Source organism: Agarivorans sp. 1_MG-2023 (genome assembly GCF_030548385.1).
In the GTDB taxonomy this organism is placed as follows: Bacteria; Pseudomonadota; Gammaproteobacteria; order Enterobacterales; family Celerinatantimonadaceae; genus Agarivorans.
On record NZ_JAUOSJ010000001.1, the window covers coordinates 334,603 to 356,993 of the forward strand.

Sequence of the window (22,391 nt, forward strand, 5' to 3'; positions counted from 1 at the left end):
CCTACAAACAGGAGTTAGTACTACGCCAAAGTAAGCTTAAAGTAGCGTAATTCCTTCTACAGCTGAATTTATCAGTTTTAGTGTTAAACAAACAACTAAGTAATTAAACAAAGGTTATCAATGAAGACTACATGGGCGGCGATGGCGCTGTCGGCTTTGTCTATTAGCATTTATTCAACCGTTAGCACTGCGTCATATTTTGACGAAGTTGATGGACAGTTTGATTTGGGGCATCACCTTGCAGAGAATGCCTATGGCTTTTTGCCTATTCCTATTCTAATAACTGAACCTGCTGTTGGCGGCGGTGGTGGTGCTATGGGACTATTTCTTCATGAGACTGAAGAAGAAAAAATAGCCCGTAAGAAGCTGGCGATGTCATCACTAGATGGTGGTGCGCAGTTGATACCCTCGGCAATTACCTTAGTGGGAGCAGCAGGCACCGAGAATGGTACTTGGTTTGCTTTTGCCGGGCATCGTCATTCATGGATGAAGGATTCAATCCGCTATACCGGCGGAGTGGGCTTAGGGAAAGCTAATCTGAATATTTATAAAGATTTGTCTTTAGGCGATTTTACTAAAAGCATGCAGATGGGTACTAAAACCGAAGGCGCTTTAGCTCTGCAAAAGCTTCAGTTTCGTATCGCTGATACTCCTCTGATGTTGGGGGCTAAGCAAGTTGTAGGTGTAAGCAAGGTAACGATTGATACTGGTAATTCTAACGCGGATAAGCTGCTAAATGGTTTGTTAGGTCTGGTGTGGGGGGATGAGTCGATCACTTCTGGTCTAGGCTTTATTGCCGAATACGACACCAGAGACAATATTTTTTACCCAACTAGAGGGTATAAACTAAACGCTGATTACATGATTTACGATAAAAAATTGGGTAGCGATTGGGACTACCAAAATTTGAATGTGGATGGAGAGGTGTATCTTCCATTAGGTAGAAAATGGAACCTAGCTTTTGCTGGCAATTATCAGCTCTTCAGCTCTGATGAATTGTTTTTATCACCCACAGCACGACCCTATGTAGGGTTGCGAGGGGTATCCGCCTATCGTTATCAAGGCGACGAAATTCATACTATACAATCACAACTTACTTACTCGATTGATCACCGTTGGACTATCTCGGCTTTTTATGGTGCTGGACAAGCTATACAGGAAAGTAAGTTAGCTACAAATGAAAGCGTACAGTCTGTGGGCGCAGGTTTTCGTTATCAAATCGCCCGAAGATATGGCCTGCGCCTAGGGATGGATTTTGCTTACAGCGGCGAGGAAAGTGCTGTGTATTTCCAAGTAGGAAGTGGTTTTTAAGCACTAGGTGGATACTAACCAAATTCCCACTCCAATCATGAGCGTTCCGGAGATGCGGTTTAACAATCGTACGTTGCCGCTTTTGTTTAAGAATAACCGTAAGGTTTTTCCACCGGTTGCATACAGTGTCATACAAATAAACTCAGAAATTAGAATTATGCCCACCAATACGCTTAGTTGCAGGGGAAGGGCTTTGTCTGTTTGAATGAAAGGCGGTAACAACGAGATCATAAAAGCCCAACCTTTAGGATTTGCTATTGCTGTTACCAGCCCCTGAGTGGCTAATTGCCAAGGGCTAACTTGTGCTTGCTGTTCAATTTTTTCGGGTATGGCCATCTTTCCGCGAGAGCGCCACATTTGGATTCCTAAGTAACCAAGGTAGCTGCCGCCAACCCATTTTAGCAAGGTAAACACATCCGGGTAACGCAGCATAATTGCAGCAACACCAAGTACTGCAAGCACCGCAACGATGCCTACTCCTATCATTTCACCTAGCATCATCCAAAAGGTGCGGCGCAGCCCAATGGTCATACCCAATGTCATGGCTAAGGTCATACACATTCCGGGGGTAATAGAGACAAAGAAAAAGGTGGGAATGAAAATGAGAAGAATGGAGAAGTCCATAAAGATAAATAACCGTCTTAGAAAAAATGCGATTTTACACCCTAAATAGGCTTACCGCATGATTTAAATCAGCGAGGCTTATTTCGTTAGAACATCTTTAATTAAAAGATAATTCGAGAAACATTTACCCGTAGCAGCACCCTTTTATTTATTCCATTATTGATTAGTTTTATCGAGAGAGTATCAAGGTTGCGAGACAATTTTTTGAAGCGTTGGCAATTTCCATAACGAAGCTTTAGAATTAGCCGTTTCGCGGCATAGCTGCAAATATTAACTAAAGGAATCTTTAATGATTATCGCAAAAGACGATGTTGCCATTTTCGAATACACAGTAACCGCGAACGGTGAACAATTAGATACGTCTGAAGGTAAAGAACCTTTAGCAATTATTGTTGGTCACGGCCAATTGGTGCCTGGCTTAGAGCAAGCATTAATTGGTAAACAAACTGGCGATAAGTTTGAAGCTGATATTGCCGCTGCAGATGGCTATGGCGAGCGCAATGACAACCTTGTTCAAGCTGTTCCACAATCAATGTTTGGCGATGTTGAAGTAGAAGTGGGCATGCAGTTTCGTGCAACTACCGATGAAGGTGAGCAATCAGTTATCATCATTGGTATGGAAGAAGACGAAGTGATTGTTGATGGTAATCACCCTCTAGCGGGTATTGATTTAGCCTTTAGCATTGAAGTAACCGAAGTGCGTAAAGCCACTGAAGAAGAATTAGCTCACGGTCACGTTCATGCGGCTGGCGGTTGTGGTCACCAGCACTAATAGCGCTTACTTATAGTTGGTCTTCTAAGGGTAGTAGGCCAACTATCCAAGCTTGAAACTTTCTCCAAGCACTTGCCTTAGGTTCCTTGTTGTAGCGTATCTCTTCTTGTTCTCTTCTTTTTTCTATCCATTCTAAATCTTGCTGTTGATCTAAAGCTAACAAATAGCTCTTGTAGGGCAGTTCTTCATATACCGAACGATGAATCAATTCGGCTAAGTTAGGGCAGGTGAGTAGTAAGCCCATTTCTGTATTTAAGTTTATAGAGCGCGGATCCCAATTGAACGAACCAATAAACAGTTTCTCTTCATCAATAATAAACATTTTGCTATGCAGGCTAGCCCGTGATGCGCCTTTTCCAAAAAATGCGAGGCGTTCTTTTTGTTTGGCGTCGGGTTTTACTTCATAAAGAAAGACGTTTCCTTCTACCAGACGTTTACGGTACTTTTTATAACCCGAGTGAACCGCTGCAACATCCGTAGCGGCTAAAGAGTTGGTGATTACACTCACATCTATGCCTTTATTAGCGAGGGCTAATAAACCTTTGGTACCTTCTTCTCCTGGCACAAAGTACGGAGAGCTGAGCATAATGCTTTGTTCTGCCTTGCTTAAGGCTACTCCCAAGTTGCTCGAAACGTCTGAAGGGTATGCTGGGTCTTTACCCGGATGGTCAACCAGTAAGCGTCCATCACACCAATAAAGGTGATCTCTAAAATCTTGGTTAGCCAGCAATTGTTGGTAACGCTGATGGGCAACGATGAAAGACTTCACGCTATTTTTAAAGATCTGTTGTTCTAGGCGTCGATATTGACTTTGCTGATCTATATCGTGTGGATTTAGTGCCTCAATCGGGTAAGCTCTGAAACCGTTCCAGTATAAATCAAAGGCTTGGCTTACTTCTTTTACCACTGGGCCCAGTGCAATGGCATCTAAATCTGCGAACTCTAATTCCGCTTTAGCACTAAAATATTCATCACCGATGTTTCTGCCACCGACCACCGTAATTACACCGTCAATGGTGAGTGACTTATTGTGCATTCGGCTGTTTAAGCGATTAAAATCGCCGACCATATTGGTGCCACGAAAGGTACGGTCGTAAAAAGGATTAAAGATCCGGACTTCTATATTATGATGCAGTGATAAAGCTTTAAGCACGTCATCGTAGTTAGAGGTATTAATGTCGTCGATAAGCAGTCTTACACGTACTCCGCGATCAGCCGCCTTTAGTAAGTTCCCTAAGAAAATAGCACCGGTCATGTCTTCTTTAATCATGTAGTACTGAGCATCAATACTTTGCTCTGCTTGCTCGATTAGAGCGATACGAGCAGCAAAGGCGCTAATACCGTCTGCGAGTATCGCTATCCCGGTTTTACCCGGCTGATACTGAGTAATATGATCAATTTTTAACTGGTTAATAGAATCTTGTGGGAGCGTTAAGGTGTAACTCGCTTGCTTGTGCTGCTCAATCAATTCGTTGCTAGGGCGCTGCGCGCAGGCCAATAAGGCTTGAGAGACAAATAGAATAACAACAATACGTTTAACTTGAATGAGCAAATCCATTTGACTAACTGTCTACCTAAGCAACTAAATATTATGAGAAATTTTAGACTAATTCCAATCACCTAGCTAGCTGTAACGTAGCTAAGACAGGCCAATTTGTTAACTCTGTGTTAATCCGTTTCCTACTCAGTCGGATAACGTATATAATGCCGCGCTTACTTTTTTGAGACTTTGTATATGCACACAGCTGAAACCCTGTTTAAACCTGAAACTTGCGTAAACCGACAGCGAGCCGCTGCGCCGTTTTTGCCAATGTCTCGTAAAGAGATGAAAGCCTTAGGTTGGGACAGTTGTGACATCATCTTAGTGACTGGCGATGCCTATGTGGATCACCCTAGTTTTGGTATGGCGGTTATTGGCCGTATGCTGGAAGCTAAAGGGTTTAGAGTGGGTATCATTGCTCAACCGGAGTGGACCAGTAAAGACGCGTTTATGACGCTTGGTAAGCCTAATTTATTTTTTGGCGTAACAGCTGGCAACATGGACTCAATGATCAACCGTTATACGGCTGATCGCAAATTGCGTCATGATGATGCATATACGCCAAATGATGAAGGCGGAAAGCGGCCAGATCGCGCTGTGATTGTGTATTCTCAGCGCTGTAAAGAAGCCTATAAAGATGTACCCGTTGTACTGGGTGGTATTGAAGCTAGCTTGCGCCGGATTGCCCACTATGATTACTGGTCAGACAAAGTTCGCCGTTCAGTATTGTTTGATGCAAAAGCAGAATTACTAATCTATGGAAATGCTGAACGTCCGCTTGTGGAAGTGGCCTATCGCTTGAGCCAAGGTGAGGACATTGCGGATCTTTATGATGTGCGTGGTACTGCCATTATTCGTAAAGAAGCGCTGCCTGGATGGAGCGGATTAGATTCTAGTCACCTCGATAAACCAGGAAAAATCGATCCTATTCCTAGCCCTTATGCCGAAATTGAAGAAACTTGCTCAAGCAAAGAGGACGCTCCGGTAGAGTCAGATTCACAGCAAGCTAAACCAATTGTTGTGCAAATGGAAAAAAAGCGTCCTTGGGAAAACGTATATATTAATTTGCCTGCTTACGAACAGGTAAAAGTTAACCAAGTGCTTTACGCGCATGCTTCTCGTATTTTCCACCTTGAGACAAACCCAGGGTGTGCGCGAGCATTAGCTCAGCGCCACGGTGATCGTTACATATGGCTTAACCCACCTGCGTTACCATTAAGTACCGAAGATATGGATGGCGTGTTTGGTTTACCTTATCAGCGTATTCCGCATCCTAGTTACGGTAAAGCGAAAATCCCGGCTTACGACATGATTAAGTTCTCAATCAATATCATGCGTGGTTGTTACGGGGGCTGTACATTCTGTTCTATCACTGAGCACGAAGGGCGAATTATTCAAAGCCGTTCAGAAGATTCTATTATCAATGAGATCGAGCAGATCAGAGATCAAGTGCCTGGATTCACTGGTATTATTTCTGATTTAGGCGGGCCGACGGCGAATATGTATCGCTTAAATTGTAAAAGCCCGAAAGCTGAAGAAACCTGCCGCCGTTTATCCTGTGTTTACCCAACTATTTGTCATCATATGGATACTGACCATACGCCGACTATTGATTTGTATCGCAGAGCCCGAAAAGTGGAAGGCATCAAAAAGATCTTGATTGCTTCTGGTGTTCGCTACGATTTGGCCATTGAAGACCCGCGTTATATTAAAGAGCTAGCGCTACACCACGTGGGCGGGTATTTAAAGATTGCCCCAGAACATACCGAAGAGGGTCCATTGTCTAAGATGATGAAGCCGGGTATGGGTACTTACCACAAGTTTAAAGAGCTATTCGACAAATATTCTAAAGAAGCGGGTAAGAAACAGTATTTGATTCCTTATTTCATCTCTGCGCATCCAGGCACAAAAGATGAAGATATGGTGACCTTGGCGCTGTGGCTTAAAAAGAATAAATTCCGCTTAGACCAAGTGCAAAACTTCTATCCATCGCCATTGGCTAACGCTACAACTATGTATCACACCGAGCGTAATCCGTTACATAAGGTGAGCCATACTAGTGAAAAAGTGTCGGTAGCGAAGAAGGGGCGTCAACGTCGCTTGCATAAAGCTTTGCTACGTTACCATGATGAGAAGAACTGGCCGTTAATTCGTGAAGGCTTAACGAATATGGGCTTAACGAAATTAATTGGTAATGGTTTGCACCATTTAGTTCCGGCCGACAGCCGAAGAGGTGGCCGCGGTGCGGCGAACCGTGGTTATAAAGGTGCTAAAAACAGTAATTTTGCTGCAACACGGTTTACCAACAAACAGTTTAAGCAAAAACGATAACGTAAAAAAAAGCGGCTTGTTAGCCGCTTTTTTATTGCTTGTTTATAACCAATGCCTTAGCAAATCTAACAACACGGTTAATACCAGTAAATAAACAGACCTACGTATTAGCTGGTACTCATTAGGGCTTAAATCGTTGACTGGTTTAAAGAAAATCCGCAAAGGATTAAACCAATCGTTATGTTGTCTAGCATGCCCCCACATCGCTTTGCTAACAAAGCTTAGCGCTAAAAGTATACATAGCGCTTCTGCAACCAACACCAGATTATTCATTGTTTAAGTTTAGGCCATATGCTCTAAGTACATGACCGTAAGTTCTACTCGAGACTTGGCATTTAATTTACGCAATAGGCTTTTAACGTGAACCTTCACAGTGCCTTCAGTTATTTTTAAACTAGAGGCAACTTCGCGATTACTAGCGCCTTTAGCGATTTCATTCAGCGTTTGTAATTCACGTTTGGTTACCGTGGCTAACTTCTCTGCAAACTCATCATTTTCATGTAGGCAGTTTAGATAAGGCAAGAGCTCTTCGCTTAATACTTGTTTACCTGCCGCTGCTTGTTTGAGTTGCTCGTGTAATTGCTCTGGCTCCATATCTTTTAACAAGTAACCATCGGCGCCAGCGTTAATGAGCTTGATGACGTCTTGTTTAGAATCAGAAACTGTAAGAATAATGATGGTTGAAGAGACCTGTTTTTCTCGCAACAGTTTTAAGGTATCTAAACCCGATAAACCCTTCATATTAAGATCTAGTAATACAACATCGGGTTCTAATTCGGTGCAGAGTTCTACTGCTTGTGCGCCACTGCCTGCTTCTGCAACTACGTTAAAATCTGGCTCTATGCTTAAAAACTGCACGATACCTTTTCGCATTAGCGGGTGGTCGTCTACAACAATAATGTTGATTGGGTCGCTCATAGCTTAAAGAATCCTTAATTACTCTTAGTAGGGAAGGTTAGTTTTACCGATACGCCACCAGTTAAAGACTGCTCGAAACGTATTTCGCCATCTAAACGTTGCGCACGTTCTTGCATAATCTGTAAGCCGTAATGATCGTTAACCTGTTTTAATTTATTGCCTTGCAATCCATTGTCGGCAATTTCAACCGATATTTGCTCTGGGTCGCCAATACATGTTACCGAAATTTTATCACAGTCAGCATGTTTTAAAGCGTTTATGATCGCTTCTCTCACAATTTGAATAATGTGAATTTGCTTGTCGGCTTCCACCATATCGTTGGAAATGTCTGTATTTAACTCAATAGTTTGTTGGTGCTGAGCATTAAGCTCTTCTATTAATACTTGTAAAGAATCTACCAGCAAAGCGTTTTTAATGGTTAACCTAAAGGTAGATAGTAGCTCACGCAACTGTATATAGGCTGAGCTTAAAACACTTTGTATCTCGTTACTTATCTCTAAGCTTTTAGCACCGTCTGTAGGTGACTGCTTTAGTTGCCTTTGTAACAAGCTGTTTTGAATTTTAAGGTAAGAGAGGCTTTGAGCTAAAGAGTCATGTAGTTCGCGTGCAATGGTGGCGCGTTCTTCCATGAGTAACAGTTTTTGCTTTTGCAATAAGCTTTGTTCAAAGCGCAGTACTTTGGTTACGGTGCGGCAGTAGCTGGTCACAATCGCCGCTCTATCTTCAGGAATAGCAGGGAGCAGCAAAGAGCCGTATTGTTCTTGGTTTAGTTCTAGCGGAATGGGGGTTGCAAATTCACTTATTTCGGGCTCAATGTCTATCGCAATATCCAGCTTCTCGATATACAGTTTTGCGCCTTTTATGCCGAGAGTGTCGCACAGTAACTCTAAGGATTGGGTGAGGTGTTGTTGATTCAAATTGTTATTAAAGAGAGTTTGTTCAAGATTGTATAAAAAATTGAGGTCGCGGTTGGCACGACGTAATTCCTTGGTTTTATCTTTTACTTGGTTCTCTAAGTTTTGATATGAGCGCTCTAAATCTTGCGACATGGATACAATAGCTTTGGCTAAAGTTTCCATTTCAATGCTGGCGTAAGTGGTGGAAATAGATATTTTGAAATCGCCGTTTTGAACTTGTTTTGCGGCCTCAACCAAGCGGTAAATTGGCCGAGAGATATTACGTTGCATGTACCACAATGTATAAACTGCAATCATGGTAATGATGGCAAAAGCGATAAGTTGAAGCAGGGTTAATTGGAATACTTTTGCTTCAGACCCATATTGAGTATGTGCAACAAAATCGTCGATTAGGTCGACAAAACCCACAATCTGTTGGTCAAAACTAGCGATGTCTTTGTTTTGAACAAATGGCTTTAATTGCTCCCAACGGTGTTTTACTTTCTGATAGCGCTGATTAATGGTGTCGTCTTGCTGGGCTACTTTCATCAAGGCAGGGCTAGAAAGGGATTTCTCAAATTGGTCGATTTTCCTAGGAAGTGCAGTGTCATAAACATTTAGCGCGTGCGCCATTCGGTAGCTTTGCATGCGTAAAGAACCAGCAACATTTATTGCTTCTGCATCATTTAAGCTATTCACTAAAGTAGTTAAGGAGCTAATAGCGACCAAGGCGAATAAAAACATCATTAAACTTAAAAGGCGAATAACAGCGGTGCCAATGGAGCGTTTGCTAAAAAAACGTTTCAAGCGGAAATCCTTGTATTTACGAAAGTTTTAATACAATCAAATTGCCATCAAATTGTAACTCTTTAAGAAAGCACTTAACAAATGTTGTTTTGTTGCATAACATTAAAAGCATCACCGAAGTCTAAAACGACCTACGTCACAATGATATGGCGTTTAGACCCTTAGCATTAGACTAAGCAGGGTAGAGTTCAGAAATGGCTTTGCCTCCCGCATTTGGAAAGGTTGATTTATGTTATCGGATTCATTTTCCCGAAAATTTTTCTATTTGCGTCTGTCACTGACCGACGTCTGTAATTTTAAGTGTAACTATTGCTTGCCCGATGGTTACCACTGCGACACTCCTCATACCAACCTTAGTTTGTCTGAAATAGAGCAGTTAGCCACGTGTTTCTCTCGGTTAGGTACTAACAAAATCCGTCTTACTGGTGGCGAACCCAGTCTGCGTAAAGATCTTGTAGACGTAATGAACATTTGCTCGAACACCACGGGCATAAAGCAGCTAGCCATGACCACCAACGGCTTTAAGTTAGCAACACATGCAAAACGTTGGAAAGAGGCAGGTTTAACTCACGTTAATGTGAGTGTAGATAGCCTAGACCCACGCCAGTTTGAGTTAATAACCGGCACCAAAACATTTGAAAAAGTGATGGCCGGAGTTGATGAAGCTTTGGCGCAAGACTTTACTGCAGTGAAGCTAAATGCGGTTCTGATCAAGCATATGGCTAAGCAAAATTTTCGTAAGTATCTTGATTGGATTAAAGACCGTCCAGTTGAAGTTCGTTTTATCGAGCTGATGCAAATGGGTGATCACCCTGAGTACTTCGATAAACATCATATTGCAGGTGATGGTTTTAAACAGCTCCTGTTAAATGAAGGCTGGGAGCAACAAATAAGTGCACACAATGCAGGCCCCGCTCAGGTTTTTCATCACTCAGATTACGCCGGCAAAATAGGCTTAATCATGCCTTATTCAAAAGACTTTTGTGCAAGCTGCAATCGTTTACGTGTTTCTTCACAAGGTAAATTACATTTATGCCTGTTTGGAGAAGAGGGCGTAGACTTGCGAGATTTGTTGCAAGACCCTATTCAGCAAGCTCAACTTAGCCAACGAATTGAAACCGCTCTTCAGACTAAAAAAGTCAGCCATTTCCTTCACGACGGTAATACCGGCGCTACTCCTCACCTCGCTTCTATAGGCGGATAAGTTTTAGTGCGTGATGCAAATCACGCACTATACTTGATCTAAATCAATCATTTGGACAAACACCTCTTTCGAGGTATGTTTTTGAATGTTAATAGAAATTACGCTTAACCCTAAGAAACCTAGGGTGGTTTTACCAGTTTGGCTAAAGCCTGATTTCGTAAGGAAAATTGATGTCTGTAGACCTGTCTAAACGTCGTATGTTTAGTCCCAGCGATACGATTCGCAGTAAGCAACATCACTCATTACCTTGGCTAAAACAATCAATCGAAGATGGTTGTAGCCAGTGTGGTGAATGCATCAAAGCGTGCCCCGAGCAGATTATTGTTAAAGGCAGCGGTGGTTTTCCGGTGGTTGATTTCACTAAAGGTGAATGCACATTTTGTTACCAATGTGCTGCAGCTTGCCCAGAATCTTTGTTTCACCCTCAGCAGCAATCTGCTTGGTCTAATTCAGTTAACGTTAACGATTCTAAGTGTTTGGCTCAAAACGGCGTTTATTGCCGTAGTTGCAGTGATACTTGTGAACAACGAGCAATAACAATTAAACCTTTATTGGCAGGTAAAGCAGAGGTCAACGTAGACTCGGAGCATTGTAATAGTTGCGGTGCTTGTATCTCAGTATGTCCAAGCCAAGCTATTGAAATAAAGGAAGTTGGATGAACGAAGAGTACCATATTAGTAGCGCAGTGGTGATGTGTAATCCTGACCGTATCACTGAAGTTATTGACCAAATCAGCGGACTTTCTGGTTTAGAAGTTCACGGTTTTAACCCAGAAGGGAAAATTGTGATCTCTATTGAAAGTGAAATGCGAAACAACATCGTAAATACCCTAGAAGACATAGGAAAGTTGGAAGCAGTGCTAAGCAGCAACTTAGTATTCCACCAATTTGAACCAGCTAATGCTAATGAGGAAGTATCATGAAATGGACTCGCCGACAGTTTGTTAAAGCGAATGCAGTAAGTGCCGCAGCCACCGTTGCCGGTATTAGTTTACCTGCAAGTGCCACCAACCTAATTACTTCTTCAGAAGATACAAAGGTTACCTGGGATAAAGCCCCTTGTCGTTTTTGTGGTACGGGTTGTAGCGTATTAGTAGGCTCTCAAAATGGTAAAGTAGTGGCAACCCAAGGTGACCCTGAGTCACCGGTAAATAAGGGTTTAAACTGTATTAAGGGCTACTTCCTTTCTAAGATCATGTACGGTAAAGACCGGTTAACCACGCCATTGCTGCGTATGACCGACGGAAAATTTGATAAAAATGGCGAGTTTGCTCCTATCACTTGGGATCAGGCCTTCGACATTATGGCTGAAAAGTGGAAAAAGGCCTTGGCCGACAAAGGCCCTACTTCAGTAGGTATGTTTGGTTCAGGCCAATGGACCGTTTGGGAAGGTTACGCGGCTGCTAAGTTACATAAAGCCGGCTTTTTAACCAATAACCTCGATCCAAATGCGCGCCACTGTATGGCTTCTGCGGTAGGTGGCTTTATGCGTACCTTTGGCATAGATGAGCCAATGGGCTGTTATGACGATTTAGAAGCCGCTGATTCGTTTGTGCTTTGGGGCTCAAACATGGCGGAGATGCATCCAATTTTGTGGTCGCGCTTAACCGACCGTCGTTTGTCTGCACCGCACGTTAAAGTGCATGTGTTATCTACCTTTGAACACCGTAGCTTTGAATTAGCCGACAACGGAATGGTATTTACACCACAAACCGATTTGGCCATTCTTAACTACATTGCTCACTATATTATTGAAAATGATAAAGTGAACTGGGACTTTGTGAATAAGCATACCCACTTTAAACGTGGTGAAACCGATATTGGTTATGGCTTACGTCCAGAGCATCCTCTTCAAAAAGCTGCTGCACATCCAGACTCCGGCAAAATGACTGATATGAGCTTCGATGAATATCGCGAGTTCTTAAAAGATTATAACCTAGAAGCCGTGGCGAAATTGTCTGGCGTTCCTGCAGAAAAACTTGAAGCTTTAGCCAAAGATTACGCTGATCCTAATGTTAAAGTAACTTCGTTCTGGACCATGGGCTTTAACCAACATACTCGCGGAGTATGGGCGAATAACTCTTGTTACAATATTCATTTATTAACCGGTAAAATCTCAGAGCCAGGCAACAGCCCGTTCTCGTTAACTGGTCAACCGTCGGCGTGTGGTACTGCGCGTGAAGTGGGGACGTTCTCACATCGCTTACCAGCAGATATGGTGGTTGCTAATCCTAAACACCGTAAAATTTCTGAAGATATTTGGCAGCTACCTGAAGGCGCAATTCCGCCAAAACCGGGTTACCACGCAGTACTTCAAAACCGTATGTTGAAAGACGGTAAGCTAAATGCCTACTGGGTAATGTGTAACAACAACATGCAGGCTGCGCCTAACATTAATGAAGAAGGCTTACCGGGATACCGTAATCCAGAAAACTTTATTGTGGTGTCAGACCCATATCCAACCGTTACCGCGCAAGCTGCCGACTTAATTTTACCAACAGCAATGTGGGTAGAAAAAGAAGGCGCCTATGGTAACGCTGAGCGTCGTACACAGTTTTGGCATCAACAGGTTTCACCACCGGGTGAAGCAAAGTCAGATTTATGGCAAATGGTTGAGTTTTCTAAGCGCTTCGCTGTTGAAGAAGTTTGGCCAGCTGAGTTGATTGCTAAGAAACCAGAATATAAAGGTAAAACTTTATACGACATTCTTTATGCAAACGGTGAGGTTGACAAATTTCCGGTTGAGCAGGTTGATGCAAAACTAAATGATGAAGCTAAAGATTTTGGATTTTATCTGCAAAAAGGCTTATTTGAAGAATACGCCAAGTTTGGCCGCGACCATGGCCACGATTTAGCCCCATTTGATACTTACCATGAAGTGCGAGGTTTACGTTGGCCGGTTGTTAATGGTGAAGAAACCCGCTGGCGTTTTCGTGAAGGGTCAGATCCTTATGTTAAAGCAGGTGAGGGCGTTAACTTCTATGGTAAACCAGATGGTAAGGCCTTCATTATTGCTACGCCTTTTGAGCCAGCGGCAGAGTCTCCAGACGAAGAATACGACATGTGGTTAAGTACCGGTCGAGTACTAGAGCACTGGCACTCAGGCTCTATGACGCGTCGCGTACCAGAATTGTATCGCGCATTCCCCGATGCCGTATTATTTATTCACCCAGAAGATGCCAAACAGCGCGGCTTCAAACGTGGTGATGAAGTGCTGATTCAGTCTCGCCGTGGTGAAGTTAAATCGCGAATTGAAACTCGTGGCCGTAACCGTCCACCAAAAGGCTTAGTATTTATGCCTTGGTTCGACGCCAAGCAGCTAACCAACAAGCTCACCCTTGATGCAACGGATCCTTTATCAAAAGAGACCGACTTTAAGAAGTGTGCGGTTAAGTTAGTTAAGGTTTAAGTTAATGAAAAAGCACTGTAAGCCCCTCGCTTTCAGTGCTTCGCTAACAATATTTGCCAAGGTGGCGGAGAGAGTATTATGAAAATGCGAGTTTTATTATCAGGCTTTATAACCAGCCTTTTACTATGCGGAGCGGTTGTCGCTAACGATTATATTAGTAATGGTGGTGTAGATTCATTGCGCGGCGATACTGAGCTAAACACTCAAACTCAAGCTGCAGGTTTAAAATCTGTAGTAGAGCAAGACAAACCCTATGATAGCGATTATGTGTTTCAACCACCGTTGATCCCACACCAAATTCGCCATTATGAGATGAGTTTAAATGCGAATAAATGTTTGTCATGTCATAGCTGGAAAAACGCTCGCGAAAGTGGAGCAACTAAAATCAGCGTGACACACTATGAAGCGCGAGACGGCCAAGTACTGGCAGATGTGTCTCCACGTCGTTACTTCTGTTTACAATGCCACGTGCCTCAAAACGAAGCGGCTCCGTTGATTGAAAATGATTATGAACGTGTTGAATCGTTACGCTAAACACTAGGTTTAACCAGAGGCTAAATTATGAAGTTACTAAAAGCATTTTGGCGGAAACTAAGCACTCCCAGCAAGGCCGCTGTGGGTGTAGTGTTAGCGCTAGGCTTTACCGGTGGTATTTTATTCTGGGGTGCGTTTAACACCGGAATGGAAGCCACCAATACCGAGGCATTTTGTTCCGGATGTCATGCGCCAATTGTGGCTGAAATCCAGGAGACGATTCACTATTCAAACCGTTCCGGGGTGCGAGCAATTTGTTCAGATTGTCACGTACCGCATAATTGGACTGACAAAATAGTACGTAAAGTTCAAGCCAGTAAAGAGCTTATTGCTTTTGCGATGGGTACCATTAGTACTCAAGAAAAATTTGAAGCGCGTCGTAAACACTTAGCTGAGCGAGAGTGGCATCGTATGAGCCAAAATGACTCTCAAGAGTGTAGAAATTGTCATGAATTTGATTTCATGGATTTCTCAGAACAGCGTCCACGCAGTGTCGCTCAACACTCTGATGCATTGGCAAGTGGCGAAAAAACTTGTGTTGATTGTCACAAGGGAATCGCTCACCGCTTACCGGATATGAGCGGCGTTGAAGGCTGGTAATAATTAAGGAAGACACATGAGTACTTTAGAATCAGTTTTTTGGCATGTGTTAGGTTATGCTGCCATGCCTACCATTTTTGTTATGGGCTTTGTTGGAGTTGCGGTTGTTTCGCTAGCGATTCTATCCAAATGGGATAAAGACCAATAACTTAGTCTGTATTAAGACTTTTCATCACAACACTTAGTAGGCATTATTAGGCCTACTAAGTCGTTTCTATACGAAGATAATGCAAAGTAAATCACCAGAAGCTATCCAAGGCGTAATATTGGCCGGCGGCCAGTCTCGCAGAATGGGTACTGATAAGGCGCTACTTGATTGGCAAGGTAAAACATTGCTAGCAGCTAAAGTTGCTCAGTTAAGTGCAGTATTGCAAAGCAGTGTATTTGTGAGTGGCAGTTATAGCGGATTTGAATGCATTGCAGATGAAGCGAAATCGCTCGGGCCGTTAGCGGGCATAAAAAGCACCGTAAAAACGTTGGAGTGTGAGGCATGTGTGTTCATTCCTGTGGATATGCCTTTGTTAAGCGATGGCGTTATTGAACATTTGCTTTCTTTGTATGAGACAAATAAACAAAGCTACTATTGCCACTCAAGCATATTTCCTTTAGTTCTTGAAGTAAATCAAGCTACGATTCAATGCATTGATGAGGTACTTGCTAGGCCTGAGGCAAAGCAACGCTCGATTAAAGCCCTTTTAACACTTATTAATGCCCAAGCCGTTCAATTTTCTGAGGCGTTTACTAACACTTTGGTTAACACTAACACGCCTGAGCAATGGCAAATGATTAAACATATTAGCGGAGAACAACCATGAGCCATTTGGCTAATGATACTCAAACCTTTTTAAATATTGCAGTGCTAACGGTATCCGATACTCGCAATGAAGAAACCGATACCTCGGGCCGTTATTTAGCTGAAGCATTAACAGATGCTGGACATAAGCTAGCTGATAAAAAAATAGTCATCGATGATATTTACCAAATACGTGCAGTGTTAAGTAACTGGATTGCTGATCCAAACATTGACTGCGTTATTTCTACTGGCGGCACTGGTTTTACTGCTCGTGACAATACACCTGAAGCCGTTCATGTACTATTTGATAAAGACATTGAAGGTTTTGGAGAGTTGTTTCGTCATATCTCTTACACCGAGATCGGTACCTCAACGGTGCAGAGTCGCGCACTAGGTGGTTTCGCAAATAAAACCGTTATTTTCTGCGTACCTGGCTCTACCAATGCTTGTAAAACTGCTTGGCAAAAAATACTGCTAGAGCAACTAAATAGTACTCATAAGCCGTGTAACTTTGTTCCACACATAGGTCAAAAGTAATGAGCGAATTTACCCATATTAATGCTTCTGGTGAAGCCATTATGGTAGATGTTTCCGATAAAACTGAAACTAGCCGAATTGCTAAAGCTCAGGCACGAGTTAACATTAATCAGCAAACAGTCGCTAGCTTAGTTAATGGTGAGCAACACAAAGGTGACGTATTTGCTTGTGCACGTATTGCTGGGATACAAGCCGCTAAAAAAACCTCAGAGCTGATACCTTTATGCCACCCTTTAATGCTAAGCAAAGTGACTATAGAGTTGGATCTGGATGAAAGCGCAGGTGTGATTACGGTGATAAGTACCGCCAAGTTGAAAGGGCAAACAGGTGTTGAGATGGAAGCGTTAACAGCGGCCAGCGTTGCAGCCTTAACGATTTACGACATGTGTAAAGCGATTCAAAAAGACATTGTTATTACCGATCTTAAGCTACTAGAAAAACACGGTGGTAAGTCTGGCTCTTTTAGTACTGAGGCATAAGGTGAAAATATGCAGGTAAAAGTGTTATTTTTTGCTCGATTAAAAGAGCAGTTAGGCTGCTCTAGCCTTAGTCTTGAGCTAGCAGAGGGCAGTAATACAACTCAATTGAAAGCCGAGGTAGTAAGCAAAGGCGAACAATGGACGATTTTAGAGGAACCCTCGGTATTGATGGCGATTAATCAACAGCATGTTAGCGATGTTAAAAGCTTAGCCAATGGTGATGAAGTGGCATTTTTCCCACCGGTTACGGGCGGTTAAATGATACGGGTTCAAACTGACGACTTTAATGTGGGTGATGAGTACCAAGCACTACGTAATCGCGCTAGTGCTGGGGCAATTGTATTTTTTGTTGGCTTAGTTCGAGACATGAATTTAGGCGAACAAGTTAAAGGTTTACATTTAGAGCATTATCCCGGAATGACGGAGTCTCAATTAGAAGCCATTGTTGAGCAAGCCAAGCAACGTTGGCCTATTCAAGATGCTAGTGTGGTTCATCGCGTTGGTGATTTAGATGTGAGTGACCAAATTGTGTTTGTTGGGGTTAACAGTGCTCACCGAGAAGCATCATTTGAAGCTTGCCATTTCATTATGGATTACCTTAAAACTCAAGCCACCTTTTGGAAAAAAGAGCGCACGAATAGTAACGACACATGGTTAGATGCTCGAGAATCTGATTTAGAAGCAAAAAGTAAATGGTAAAACTGCTAGTTTCTTTTTTTCTATTATTGAGCTGCGCTGTGAAAGCTGAACCGGTAACGATAGCGGTTGCTGCTAATTTTAAGAACACTGCAGAAGCGTTAGCGAAAGATTATCAGCTCACTAATACTCAGTTTACGTATCGTATTTCTAGTGCATCAACAGGTATTTTATACAATCAAATTAAACACGGTGCTCCTTTTGATTTATTCTTTTCTGCCGACGATCTTCGACCACAACAGTTGGTTAATGAGCAGCACGCAATAAAACAGAAACCCTATGCTGTGGGACAGTTGGTTTTTTGGGCGCCACAGTTCACTGACCAAAATGGTGAGTTTGTTAAAGGTGAAGCCCTTTGGAACAAATGGTCGGAACCGTTTGCTTACGCCAACCCTGAATTAGCACCTTACGGTGCCGCGGCTCAGCAATTGGTTAGTGAGAAAAACGCTTCACAAAAAATTATACTGGCTAACAATGTATCTCAAGTGTATCAATTTATTGTTACTGGTAATGTTAAAGCCGGTTTTGTTGCTCGTTCAATTAAGACCGATTTAGACGGATCTTTCTGGATAGTACCTAAAAATAGGCATCCAGCGGTAACCCAAAATATAGCCCTACTAACAAACACATCGCAAGCTGTTGATTTTTACCATTACTTGTCTAGTTCCGCCGCACACTCTATCATCAAAGAAAATGGATATTTGTCACCTTAATCAATGACCGACGCTGAAATACAAGCCATTGTTTTATCGATAAAGCTCGCTTCTCTGAGCTGCTTTATCTTGTTGCTAGTTGGCACTCCTCTAGCTTGGTGGTTGGCTCGAAGCGAACGCAAGATTAAACATGTAATAGAAGCCATTGTGGCGTTACCTATTGTTTTACCGCCTACCGTCTTGGGTTTTTATTTGCTGATTAGCTTTGCGCCGAACAGTATTATGGGCCAGTGGTGGCTAACGCTTACTGGTAGTCAGTTAGCTTTTAGTTTCTCTGGGTTGGTATTTGCCTCTTGCTTATATTCTTTGCCTTTTGTCGTTCAACCCATTCAAAGTGCTTTTAAACAAATTGAACCAGGTGTGCTCGACGCGGCCAAGGTTTTACGAATGCCTAGGTGGAAACAACTATTAGCCGTTGAGCTACCTTTAGCCAAAAATGGCTTTATCGTTGCGATGGTCTTGGGTTTTGCACATACCTTGGGTGAGTTTGGTGTGGTACTTATGATTGGTGGCAATATTCCTGGTGAAACACAAGTAATCGCGATTGCCTTGTTTGACCACGTAGAAAGCCTCAATTTTGCCGCTGCGCATCGCTTAGCTTTAGTATTGTTAGGTTTTTCATTTGTGGCTTTATTATTAACTTATACGTTCTCTGCTTCAAAGAAGCGAGTAGGGAGCATAGGTGTTAAGTTTTAATCTTGAGTACCTACGTGATAACTTTTCACTAAAAATAGAACCAACTCAGCTACCTTTATTATGTGGAGTGTTTGGTCCATCAGGGGTGGGGAAAACAACCTTGCTTCGAGTGTTGGCCGGTCTTGAACCTCCTCGCTGTGGAGATGTCTTTTTCGCGTCACAACCTTGGTTTAATCGAAACACTAATCTCAGTTCACATCAACGTCCCTTAGCATTTGTCACTCAGGGCAGCCATCTTTTCCCTCACCTCAGTGTTAAACAAAACATCCAGTTATCAAGCCGCATCAACGGTGCTGACTTAGATTATTTGCTTAAGTTGTTTGAATTGGAGCCTGTATTAGATAAAAAGGCCGATCAGCTTTCTGGAGGGCAAGCTCAAAGAGTGGCGCTAGTTAGAGCTCTAGCAACAAAGCCTAAACTATTGCTGCTAGACGAACCACTGTCGGCGATTGATAGAGGTAGCGCGACGAAATTACTAAAAGGCTTAAAAGCTTGGCTGATAAAACACAACATAGCTAGCTTGATGGTGTCTCACAATCCTGAGGATTTAATCTTTTTTAGTGATAAAGTCTTGCTTGTCGAACCCAATAAACCCTGTGAATTGGGAGACAGCTTACAACTTATCAACCGCTTCAATGATCAACATAAGCAAACCTTGGTACTAAAAGTTGCTCTTGCTGAACGAAAGGCCGATCTTGGCTGGCGTTGGTTCAAATTTGGCGAGCAATATCTATTAGCAGAAAGCGCTAATGATTTATCAGAAGATACTCACCTGGTGGGTTTTAAGCCGAGCAATATTGTTATCGCTAAGTCTTTTGTAGAAAACTGCAGTGCGCAAAACCAATGGTTAGCAAAGGTATTGGCAATAACAGTCACCGAACTGAGTTGCTTAATTGAAGTTGAATTGGAAGGCTTAACCTTCTCAGTACCCATATCGCCAAGCGCTCAACAAGCCTTATGTTTACAAGTGAATCAATCAGTTTACTTGTTACATAAGGCTGTTAAGTTACATAATCAATTCTAGTTGCGACGAGGCTTATAGAATAGGCTCGGCAAACAATTCTATATTGACTATTTCGCCTGCGTTTACTCTACCTCTATCTTGCTCTAGTACCACAAAACAGTTGGCTTGGGTGAGGCTGGTAAAGATGGCACTGCCTTGAGCGCCAGTTGACGTTACTTGCAGCTCGCCGTTATCATTTATGCTAGCAAAGCCTCGCTGGTAATCAGTGCGCCCTGGTGACTTTCTAAAGTCTTGTAATGAAATAGCCTGTAGGCTTAAAGGCTCTCGGTACTGCCAATCAGTCGCTTTGGCAATAACTAACATCGCCAGCTTATAAAAAGTTACGTAAGCCGACACCGGGTTGCCGGGTAAGCCAATAAAGTAAGAATCTGACAAGTTACCAAAAGCAAATGGTTTACCGGGCTTTATCGCTAGCTTCCAAAAGCCAATGTCGCCGATCTCATCCAGCACTAACTTGGTGTAATCTGCTTCACCAACCGACACGCCGCCACTACAGATAACAATGTCTGCTTGCTGGTCTGCACTAATAAACGCTTCCGCGACTAATTGTTTGTCATCTGCAATTACTCCAAAATCGATGATATCAACGGGTAACTTTTCGAGAAGGGCACGAATAGCGAATCGGTTGCTATCGTATATTTGACCGTGTTGAAGTGGATTACCTGGTTGAACGAGCTCGTCACCACTCGATAGCAAAGCTACCTTCAGTTTGCTTTGTACTTTAACTTGATCAATGCCGAGTGTGGCTAACAGCCCAATATGGCTGCTGTTGAGGCGAGTTTGGGCGGTGATAACCACTTGACCCTGCTTTACATCTTCACCCATCAGTCGAACATTTTTGCCTTTGTTAATGGCTTGTTCGAATATGATTGAATTGCCTTCTACCCGTGTATTCTCTTGCATTTCAACTGCATCACAACCCGGCGGGAGAGGAGCGCCAGTCATAATCCGCACGCAATGATCTGCTTCTAAAGCGAGATTTCGAGTATCACCCGCAAACACTTTATGACTTAAAGGAAGCGTTTTATTGCTTGGCAGTTGATCTGCTGCGATGGCGTAACCATCCATAGCACTATTGTCGAACGGAGGGATGTTTAAAGGTGATGTGATATCAACAGCTAACACTCGTCCTAGAGCATTTTCTAGTGTTACATCCTCGACTGTCGTTTTTAGTGAAACAGCGTCTACAAGCTTTCTTTTAGCTTGTTCTATCGGCATAAGCCCCGGTTGACTGCAGCAATCCATCGAGTTTCCTAATTGGTTTCGGCTCGCCAAATAATCGAGCGAAGCACTGTGTAAATTTTCTCAAATTATCGCATTTCTAAGGTGTTTATTCAGTGATTAACGTAAATAATTATCACAGAGCCATTAACCATAGATTGGAACATTCACCGATGAGTTTTGTCAGCACAATCTCAGTTTCTAGGACTTGATTTGGAAAAGTATGGTTCTTGCTGGTTTTTATACTGGCAAGAGGACGAATAGCTTAGCGAATAAGAGACTTATTTTAACTAAAGGCGCTTTTAACTTTGGCTTATCATGTGTAACATGTTGTTCACAACTGGTCACCTGTCACAGTTTAGACGTTTATCAAGGGAGTTGATATGTCATCGGAAACGGCAACCAATATGGTCGTGCGTGCAATTTCTAGTATAGAGTTATATCAGTTCTGTGAGCTGCTTATGGAAGCAGCAAGCTGGTTTGAATCTCGCGGCGAACCACTTTGGAAGTTTCATCAAATTACCCCTCATTCTTTGCTAGCTAATCACCGCTTAGACGAAATGTATATGGGCTACATAGCCGGCAAACCGGTTGCAGCGATGATTCTAAACAATCGCAGTGGCGCTATAGATGTAGCACCTGAGGTGAGACGAGAAAGTTTGTTCATGCATAAACTTACCGTGAATAGGGACTATGCTGGGAAAGGTTTAGCAAAATTGATGGTGGACTGGGCGCGCTGCTACGCGCTTAAGCAAGGTTTTACCTTACTCAGTTTAATTTGTAATTGTCGCGATGAGCGTCTGCGGTGGACCTTAAGCCAGTTTGGCTTTGAAGAAGTCGAGCTGCTGAATGCTCAATATCAGTTACAACGTTATTTTTGTTTAGATTTAGATCACTGTAATGTACCACTAGAGAGTGTTCCTGTTGACGCGCTAGGGTTTGATTTTGCCATTATGAGTGAAGCAAAACCATTAATGGGGTGATATGGAGCTTAAACGCGTAACAGCACTGGCCAAGGGTAAAGTGCAAGGTGTTGGATATCGATACCATGTAATGCTTAAGGCGAATGAATTAAAAGTATGTGGCTATGCAAAAAATATGTCTAATGGTGATGTTGAAGTGGTAGCGGAAGGCAGTGAGGTAGCCTTATTTCTGCTATTGGAGCATTTGCTAATCGCGTCGCCTTATTCAAAGGTTGAACGTGTTATTAGCCAAGAGATAACAGTAATAGACAAGCCCAGTTATAATGATTTTTCTAGCTATTAAAAAAGGCGCCAATTGGCGCCT

26 protein-coding genes and 1 riboswitch are annotated in these 22,391 nt (G+C 42.7%); of the genes, 20 read left to right on the plus strand and 6 right to left on the minus strand.

Going from position 1 to position 22,391, the window contains the following annotated elements; translation table 11 throughout:
• The first annotated feature begins 120 nt into the window (after positions 1-120).
• Entirely contained in the window at positions 121-1,311 is a 1,191-nt protein-coding gene (locus Q4592_RS01220; RefSeq protein ID WP_303508751.1) for a BamA/TamA family outer membrane protein, read from the plus strand.
• A gap of 3 nt (positions 1,312-1,314) precedes the next feature.
• Here the strand turns inward: Q4592_RS01220 and Q4592_RS01225 are convergent, their stop codons facing one another.
• A complete protein-coding gene (locus Q4592_RS01225) occupies positions 1,315-1,935 on the minus strand; it encodes a LysE family translocator (protein ID WP_303508754.1) in 621 nt (206 codons plus the stop codon).
• Between the two features lie 289 nt (positions 1,936-2,224).
• Between Q4592_RS01225 and Q4592_RS01230 the strand changes: the two genes are divergently transcribed.
• Positions 2,225-2,707 carry a peptidylprolyl isomerase gene (locus Q4592_RS01230; RefSeq protein WP_303508757.1) on the plus strand — a complete coding sequence of 161 codons (483 nt, stop codon included), beginning with the start codon at positions 2,225-2,227 and terminating at the stop codon, positions 2,705-2,707.
• Positions 2,708-2,717: 10 nt separating this feature from the next.
• On the opposite strand, the gene Q4592_RS01235 is transcribed toward Q4592_RS01230, so the two are convergent.
• Positions 2,718-4,265 (minus strand): phospholipase D family protein, encoded by a 1,548-nt coding sequence (locus Q4592_RS01235; protein ID WP_303508759.1) that lies wholly within the window; start codon positions 4,263-4,265, stop codon positions 2,718-2,720.
• A 177-nt stretch (positions 4,266-4,442) separates the two neighbouring features.
• Between Q4592_RS01235 and Q4592_RS01240 the strand changes: the two genes are divergently transcribed.
• On the plus strand, positions 4,443-6,578 hold the full coding sequence (locus Q4592_RS01240) for a YgiQ family radical SAM protein (RefSeq protein ID WP_303508762.1): 2,136 nt from the start codon (positions 4,443-4,445) through the stop codon (positions 6,576-6,578).
• Between the two features lie 42 nt (positions 6,579-6,620).
• Here the strand turns inward: Q4592_RS01240 and Q4592_RS01245 are convergent, their stop codons facing one another.
• The 3 genes from Q4592_RS01245 to Q4592_RS01255 are packed head-to-tail and all read right to left on the minus strand — an operon-like array spanning position 6,621 to position 9,199.
• On the minus strand, positions 6,621-6,851 hold the full coding sequence (locus tag Q4592_RS01245; RefSeq protein WP_303508765.1) for a hypothetical protein: 231 nt from the start codon (positions 6,849-6,851) through the stop codon (positions 6,621-6,623).
• Positions 6,852-6,860: 9 nt separating this feature from the next.
• Entirely contained in the window at positions 6,861-7,496 is a 636-nt protein-coding gene (gene narL, locus Q4592_RS01250) for a two-component system response regulator NarL (protein WP_137672910.1), read from the minus strand.
• Between the two features lie 14 nt (positions 7,497-7,510).
• Positions 7,511-9,199 carry a histidine kinase gene (locus Q4592_RS01255; protein WP_303508768.1) on the minus strand — a complete coding sequence of 563 codons (1,689 nt, stop codon included), beginning with the start codon at positions 9,197-9,199 and terminating at the stop codon, positions 7,511-7,513.
• Positions 9,200-9,299: 100 nt separating this feature from the next.
• Positions 9,300-9,440: riboswitch (molybdenum cofactor riboswitch) on the plus strand.
• On the opposite strand from Q4592_RS01255, the gene moaA reads away from it, so the two are divergent.
• From moaA to Q4592_RS01330, 15 genes are all read left to right on the plus strand, one after another.
• Positions 9,429-10,403, plus strand: a complete 975-nt coding sequence (moaA, locus tag Q4592_RS01260) for a GTP 3',8-cyclase MoaA (protein WP_137672908.1) — start codon at positions 9,429-9,431, stop codon at positions 10,401-10,403. Its footprint overlaps the riboswitch before it by 12 nt.
• Before the next feature lie 170 nt (positions 10,404-10,573).
• Entirely contained in the window at positions 10,574-11,062 is a 489-nt protein-coding gene (gene napF / locus Q4592_RS01265) for a ferredoxin-type protein NapF (RefSeq protein ID WP_137672907.1), read from the plus strand.
• The gene (locus Q4592_RS01270) at positions 11,059-11,325 is read left to right on the plus strand and encodes a chaperone NapD (protein ID WP_137672906.1); all 267 of its coding nucleotides are present in this window, start codon (positions 11,059-11,061) and stop codon (positions 11,323-11,325) included. The genes napF and Q4592_RS01270 overlap by 4 nt, the downstream gene beginning before the upstream one ends.
• Positions 11,322-13,811: a nitrate reductase catalytic subunit NapA gene (gene napA / locus Q4592_RS01275; protein WP_137672905.1), complete on the plus strand. Its 2,490-nt coding sequence runs from the start codon at positions 11,322-11,324 to the stop codon at positions 13,809-13,811. The genes Q4592_RS01270 and napA overlap by 4 nt, the downstream gene beginning before the upstream one ends.
• Before the next feature lie 84 nt (positions 13,812-13,895).
• Positions 13,896-14,345, plus strand: a complete 450-nt coding sequence (locus tag Q4592_RS01280) for a nitrate reductase cytochrome c-type subunit (protein ID WP_137673112.1) — start codon at positions 13,896-13,898, stop codon at positions 14,343-14,345.
• A gap of 27 nt (positions 14,346-14,372) precedes the next feature.
• Positions 14,373-14,945, plus strand: coding sequence for a NapC/NirT family cytochrome c (locus Q4592_RS01285; protein WP_137672904.1), 573 nt, complete (start codon positions 14,373-14,375; stop codon positions 14,943-14,945).
• Between the two features lie 16 nt (positions 14,946-14,961).
• On the plus strand, positions 14,962-15,093 hold the full coding sequence (locus Q4592_RS01290; protein ID WP_137672903.1) for a TIGR02808 family protein: 132 nt from the start codon (positions 14,962-14,964) through the stop codon (positions 15,091-15,093).
• Between the two features lie 79 nt (positions 15,094-15,172).
• Positions 15,173-15,760 (plus strand): molybdenum cofactor guanylyltransferase, encoded by a 588-nt coding sequence (locus tag Q4592_RS01295; protein WP_303508776.1) that lies wholly within the window; start codon positions 15,173-15,175, stop codon positions 15,758-15,760.
• The gene (gene moaB, locus Q4592_RS01300) at positions 15,757-16,275 is read left to right on the plus strand and encodes a molybdenum cofactor biosynthesis protein B (RefSeq protein WP_137672901.1); all 519 of its coding nucleotides are present in this window, start codon (positions 15,757-15,759) and stop codon (positions 16,273-16,275) included. Before Q4592_RS01295 ends, moaB begins: the two co-directional genes overlap by 4 nt.
• Positions 16,275-16,754 (plus strand): cyclic pyranopterin monophosphate synthase MoaC, encoded by a 480-nt coding sequence (gene moaC, locus Q4592_RS01305; RefSeq protein ID WP_303508777.1) that lies wholly within the window; start codon positions 16,275-16,277, stop codon positions 16,752-16,754. Before moaB ends, moaC begins: the two co-directional genes overlap by 1 nt.
• 9 nt (positions 16,755-16,763) lie before the next feature.
• Complete coding sequence (gene moaD / locus Q4592_RS01310; protein ID WP_303508778.1) at positions 16,764-17,012, plus strand: molybdopterin converting factor subunit 1; 249 nt, start codon at positions 16,764-16,766, stop codon at positions 17,010-17,012.
• Entirely contained in the window at positions 17,013-17,453 is a 441-nt protein-coding gene (gene moaE, locus Q4592_RS01315; RefSeq protein ID WP_303508779.1) for a molybdopterin synthase catalytic subunit MoaE, read from the plus strand.
• A 38-nt stretch (positions 17,454-17,491) separates the two neighbouring features.
• Complete coding sequence (gene modA / locus Q4592_RS01320) at positions 17,492-18,163, plus strand: molybdate ABC transporter substrate-binding protein (protein WP_303508780.1); 672 nt, start codon at positions 17,492-17,494, stop codon at positions 18,161-18,163.
• A gap of 3 nt (positions 18,164-18,166) precedes the next feature.
• Complete coding sequence (gene modB, locus Q4592_RS01325; protein ID WP_137672896.1) at positions 18,167-18,859, plus strand: molybdate ABC transporter permease subunit; 693 nt, start codon at positions 18,167-18,169, stop codon at positions 18,857-18,859.
• A complete protein-coding gene (locus Q4592_RS01330) occupies positions 18,846-19,883 on the plus strand; it encodes an ATP-binding cassette domain-containing protein (RefSeq protein WP_303508783.1) in 1,038 nt (345 codons plus the stop codon). Before modB ends, Q4592_RS01330 begins: the two co-directional genes overlap by 14 nt.
• Positions 19,884-19,895: 12 nt before the next feature.
• Here the strand turns inward: Q4592_RS01330 and moeA are convergent, their stop codons facing one another.
• On the minus strand, positions 19,896-21,128 hold the full coding sequence (moeA, locus tag Q4592_RS01335; protein WP_303508785.1) for a molybdopterin molybdotransferase MoeA: 1,233 nt from the start codon (positions 21,126-21,128) through the stop codon (positions 19,896-19,898).
• Positions 21,129-21,487: 359 nt separating this feature from the next.
• Between moeA and Q4592_RS01340 the strand changes: the two genes are divergently transcribed.
• Together Q4592_RS01340 and Q4592_RS01345 are read left to right on the plus strand one after the other, a co-directional pair.
• Complete coding sequence (locus Q4592_RS01340; RefSeq protein WP_137672893.1) at positions 21,488-22,087, plus strand: GNAT family N-acetyltransferase; 600 nt, start codon at positions 21,488-21,490, stop codon at positions 22,085-22,087.
• A 1-nt stretch (position 22,088) separates the two neighbouring features.
• Complete coding sequence (locus tag Q4592_RS01345; protein WP_303508787.1) at positions 22,089-22,370, plus strand: acylphosphatase; 282 nt, start codon at positions 22,089-22,091, stop codon at positions 22,368-22,370.
• Positions 22,371-22,391: the final 21 nt, after the last annotated feature.

What these genes read in the sequence shown, in the direction of transcription:
- moeA (WP_303508785.1), bottom strand. Translation starts at nt 21,128, where the DNA reads ATGGATTGCTGCAGTCAACCGGGGCTTATGCCGATAGAACAAGCTAAA.
- Q4592_RS01225 (WP_303508754.1), bottom strand. Translation starts at nt 1,935, where the DNA reads ATGGACTTCTCCATTCTTCTCATTTTCATTCCCACCTTTTTCTTTGTC.
- moaE (WP_303508779.1), top strand. Translation starts at nt 17,013, where the DNA reads ATGATACGGGTTCAAACTGACGACTTTAATGTGGGTGATGAGTACCAA.
- napA (WP_137672905.1), top strand. Translation starts at nt 11,322, where the DNA reads ATGAAATGGACTCGCCGACAGTTTGTTAAAGCGAATGCAGTAAGTGCC.
- moaD (WP_303508778.1), top strand. Translation starts at nt 16,764, where the DNA reads ATGCAGGTAAAAGTGTTATTTTTTGCTCGATTAAAAGAGCAGTTAGGC.
- Q4592_RS01340 (WP_137672893.1), top strand. Translation starts at nt 21,488, where the DNA reads ATGTCATCGGAAACGGCAACCAATATGGTCGTGCGTGCAATTTCTAGT.
- Q4592_RS01270 (WP_137672906.1), top strand. Translation starts at nt 11,059, where the DNA reads ATGAACGAAGAGTACCATATTAGTAGCGCAGTGGTGATGTGTAATCCT.
- Q4592_RS01240 (WP_303508762.1), top strand. Translation starts at nt 4,443, where the DNA reads ATGCACACAGCTGAAACCCTGTTTAAACCTGAAACTTGCGTAAACCGA.
- Q4592_RS01295 (WP_303508776.1), top strand. Translation starts at nt 15,173, where the DNA reads ATGCAAAGTAAATCACCAGAAGCTATCCAAGGCGTAATATTGGCCGGC.
- Q4592_RS01345 (WP_303508787.1), top strand. Translation starts at nt 22,089, where the DNA reads ATGGAGCTTAAACGCGTAACAGCACTGGCCAAGGGTAAAGTGCAAGGT.
- Q4592_RS01235 (WP_303508759.1), bottom strand. Translation starts at nt 4,265, where the DNA reads ATGGATTTGCTCATTCAAGTTAAACGTATTGTTGTTATTCTATTTGTC.
- moaC (WP_303508777.1), top strand. Translation starts at nt 16,275, where the DNA reads ATGAGCGAATTTACCCATATTAATGCTTCTGGTGAAGCCATTATGGTA.
- Q4592_RS01220 (WP_303508751.1), top strand. Translation starts at nt 121, where the DNA reads ATGAAGACTACATGGGCGGCGATGGCGCTGTCGGCTTTGTCTATTAGC.
- Q4592_RS01280 (WP_137673112.1), top strand. Translation starts at nt 13,896, where the DNA reads ATGCGAGTTTTATTATCAGGCTTTATAACCAGCCTTTTACTATGCGGA.
- Q4592_RS01245 (WP_303508765.1), bottom strand. Translation starts at nt 6,851, where the DNA reads ATGAATAATCTGGTGTTGGTTGCAGAAGCGCTATGTATACTTTTAGCG.
- narL (WP_137672910.1), bottom strand. Translation starts at nt 7,496, where the DNA reads ATGAGCGACCCAATCAACATTATTGTTGTAGACGACCACCCGCTAATG.
- Q4592_RS01290 (WP_137672903.1), top strand. Translation starts at nt 14,962, where the DNA reads ATGAGTACTTTAGAATCAGTTTTTTGGCATGTGTTAGGTTATGCTGCC.
- modB (WP_137672896.1), top strand. Translation starts at nt 18,167, where the DNA reads ATGACCGACGCTGAAATACAAGCCATTGTTTTATCGATAAAGCTCGCT.
- Q4592_RS01285 (WP_137672904.1), top strand. Translation starts at nt 14,373, where the DNA reads ATGAAGTTACTAAAAGCATTTTGGCGGAAACTAAGCACTCCCAGCAAG.
- moaA (WP_137672908.1), top strand. Translation starts at nt 9,429, where the DNA reads ATGTTATCGGATTCATTTTCCCGAAAATTTTTCTATTTGCGTCTGTCA.
- Q4592_RS01230 (WP_303508757.1), top strand. Translation starts at nt 2,225, where the DNA reads ATGATTATCGCAAAAGACGATGTTGCCATTTTCGAATACACAGTAACC.
- napF (WP_137672907.1), top strand. Translation starts at nt 10,574, where the DNA reads ATGTCTGTAGACCTGTCTAAACGTCGTATGTTTAGTCCCAGCGATACG.
- moaB (WP_137672901.1), top strand. Translation starts at nt 15,757, where the DNA reads ATGAGCCATTTGGCTAATGATACTCAAACCTTTTTAAATATTGCAGTG.